General features: G+C 47.0%; 2 protein-coding genes. Both read left to right on the forward strand.

Features of this window, described 5'->3' with window-relative positions; genetic code table 11:
• Positions 1–235, forward strand: a 235-nt coding sequence (locus KDK17_RS05105) for a hypothetical protein (protein WP_257274644.1), incomplete at its 5' end; no start/stop codon positions are given.
• A 365-nt stretch (positions 236–600) separates the two neighbouring features.
• The coding region (locus KDK17_RS05110) for a hypothetical protein (protein ID WP_257287504.1) at positions 601–3,275 on the forward strand (2,675 nt) is incomplete at its 3' end.

A 3,275-nucleotide genomic window follows, 5' to 3' on the forward strand; every position in this document is an offset into this window, starting at 1 on the left:
TCAACACTATGGTGAAACCGATGAAGACTATGCAAACCGTGTTAAAGCCAACAACGCGATGTATGGCTGGACCCGGAACGAGCATTATCTTCAGTTCCGTGAACGACGTGATCGCACCATGGCAACGTATGAAAATGGCTGGGAGAAATATTTCAGGGAAATTATGCCCAAATGGTCTTTTTCCCATGCAGAAAGTATTCCTTACTTCTACACTTTTGGTGCCTTCCACGAGTAGCAGCAGGGCGATAGTAGAAAACGCCTGTTAATGACAAGAGGAATCTCCATCAATCAAGCTTTTTGACTGCCATCTCTGGCGACCAAATTAAAGCTGATGAGAAGTGGGACAAGTAGGAAAGCTATGGTGAATTAATCACGCAACAAACAACTAACATGATTACCAGACAGTTGACTAATGAAACACCAGTGCTGGCGTCAAGTGTAACCTTTCCTTCTGAGCCCACAGAGACTGCTCCGGTAGAAAAGCCTTGAAGCTACTCAGATAAGCAATTGACAGCCGTAAGCGATTAATAAGTCGCTTCCTCCCCCGGTGTGGCAATCGCTTTTCACAGTAATAAAAATACCCAGCCTCGAGGTAATACCATGACACATGCCCGCCCCAATGCATTAAGCCTTGCAGTAGCAGTTGCCATCAGCTCCTCCATCATGGCTACAGACGCACTGGCCGATCGCAAGCTGCAGACAAAATCTGTCGATATTTCGGGCAATGAACAGGTAGAGTTTACCCAGAGCGAGGTCATCGTTAAGCCAACTCTGGATGATGACTCGCAGCCAATACCTAAATCCTTTACCACTACCTATCCTGACCAGACCGAAGTCAGAGCAGGCTATGACATTCCTTCTGAAGGCTTCACAGACGTCCTTTCTGGCATCGAGGGTGGCGTTTCCAGTGTTGATCAGTTTGAAACAGACGAGAATGACGTTGCTCTGAAGTACACCAAAGTCCTGAAGGTAGGTAATGAAGGGGTCTTCAGGTTTACCCATAACCTTGCAGAAGAGAAACTGCTTATCGAAGTCAGAGACAGTATGACCCATCAGGATTCAATTGAGACTGTTTGCGCTCAATCAGGAGACACCTGGACATTAGAACCGTTTACTGGAATGGCCAGCCCCGTTAATCTGGTGGGAGTGCTGAAAGGTGCGAATAAAATAGCAGGAAAGCTTGGCGGAGCCGATAGCTATGTTGCCCTTGCCACCCTTGAGGTAGACAAGGTTGAAGTGAACGGGCGCACTTTCATGCGTTTTATCGCAGCAGGTGATCAGCCTCCTGAGTTAAAGCGACTGGGTCAATCGCTTTTTGTCAATGATGATGCGCTTTTCGCAGCGGCCACCTCTGCCTATACCCAGGTTCATGTTCTCGGGAAAGATCTACAACGGGGAGCTCTGGAGGATTTTTTGTCATACCATCAACCCGTCGGCTATGTTGTACACGTCGAGGATGAGACCCAGGCTTATGCTGTACCTGCTGGTTATCCAAAACTGGAAGTGACTGAGACTCCGGGAGATATTATTGTTTTCCGTGGTCAGAAACAGAACCCCACCGATATCGCTCTCGTTGAAGGGCTCCGTGACGTCTGGGAGGGGCATATCGGTTATGATCATAAGTACACGGCAAAGGTTAAAAAAGACAAAGTCAAAAGCTACCGGTACATCATTCGAAGCAGGCAGATGACGATACTGGAGGGTTTATCTGCAAAGCACGATGCCGGACTCGACATCGGTGAAGAATACGATGATAAGGTAGTAGAGCTTGCATTCTTTGAAAATCTTCAGCAGGCATTGGCCAGTGCTACTTCAGATGGAGCAGATGAAGTCGAATTCACAATGACACACGTCAGTTTCACTTCGCAGTACATCACGCCAACCTGGCTGCATATTCAACTGTTAAGACACTTCGGCTTCAAACCTGTTCTTAGAAATTTCCTGACTAACCGGCACCTTGTTCAGACTATTCACGAAGTTGCGCCCTTTCGCACCAATCCGTATGGCGGTGATTTTAATGATCCTTTTGATGATTCTTCCGGCCAGAACGAGGGCTTTGTGGCCAAAGTGATCGGCGACTTTGTCGGGCAGCTACTGGAGATAGAAAACCAGTTAGAGAACCTCAGGACAACAGAGGCATTGCTCGCAAAGCAAAATGAATTGACAGAGCACACACTGGCATCAGCCTCTCAAAGTATCAGGCAAAGCTTGAGAATGTCGGAACTTGCTCAAAAACTTATATCAATCACTGACCGGGAACAAGGTCAGCGTCAACAACCTGAGACAATTGCAGGTTCGGAAGAAGAAATTGATCGAAGACCATCCCACCCCGAAACCATGCCTGAAGTACTTGAGAAACTGACTGCAGTGGAAAAAGCCCTAAAGATGGATGGACTCAATAGCAAGGACGATGTGTATCATCGTCGTAACGCCATTTCTGAGAACATTCACTCATACGCAACAAAAGCCATAGAAGAGGCAGAACAGGAGGCTCTGGATACACTGGAAAGAGTAGAAGAAATATTAGAAATCGAAGTTAACAAAGAGGATAACAAAGTAACAAGACTTAACAGAGTTCGCCATATATTTGACTGTGAAATCCCGGAATACATGCTTCGTGAGATGGAAGCTTTCATCTGGAAAATAGACATGGAGTGGAGCAACGACGAGAAAGCAAGAGCCTGGAACCTTCGAGATTTTCTTGACCTTTATGTCGACGACCCGCTACCGGACGCGCGTGTTTTAAGACAACAGGAAAGGATGCTTGAAGCTGTAGAAAACGAGCTGAACATCGACAAGAGTGAAAACCCTGCTGCTAAAGAAAGAGGCAAGGATACAGTTGCAGAACTGGCTTTAGTTCTGAAAGTAGAATTTGACAAAGGTACCAGCCTGAAGCACCAGAAGAATGCCCTAAAAAGCAAAATTCAGGCATTAGACAAAGAAGCAAACGACATCCATGGCAGTAAAGATTTCAGAAGAGAGAGAAACAATAAAATTGCTCGTCAACTCAACATTAACTGCGAGCGTTGTTTCAATGAGGAGGATAAGATCGGGCTCATTGAAGCAAAACTCCGGTGGCTGGATAGAGGCGTTGATATGGCGGGTCGGCCATACGTTGATGAGCGTATTGCCGCCATTGAGAATGAGCTTGACCGACAAATCGCCCGGGGATCTGAACCCCGATACATTCCTGAACCAGAGGTAGCCACTGACAAACCAGCCCTGGAGGCTACCGGGGAAGAGGTAGCCACTGACAAACCATCCCTGGAGGCTAC

The organism is Endozoicomonas sp. SESOKO2 (assembly GCF_024606245.1).
GTDB lineage: Bacteria > Pseudomonadota > Gammaproteobacteria > Pseudomonadales > Endozoicomonadaceae > Endozoicomonas_A.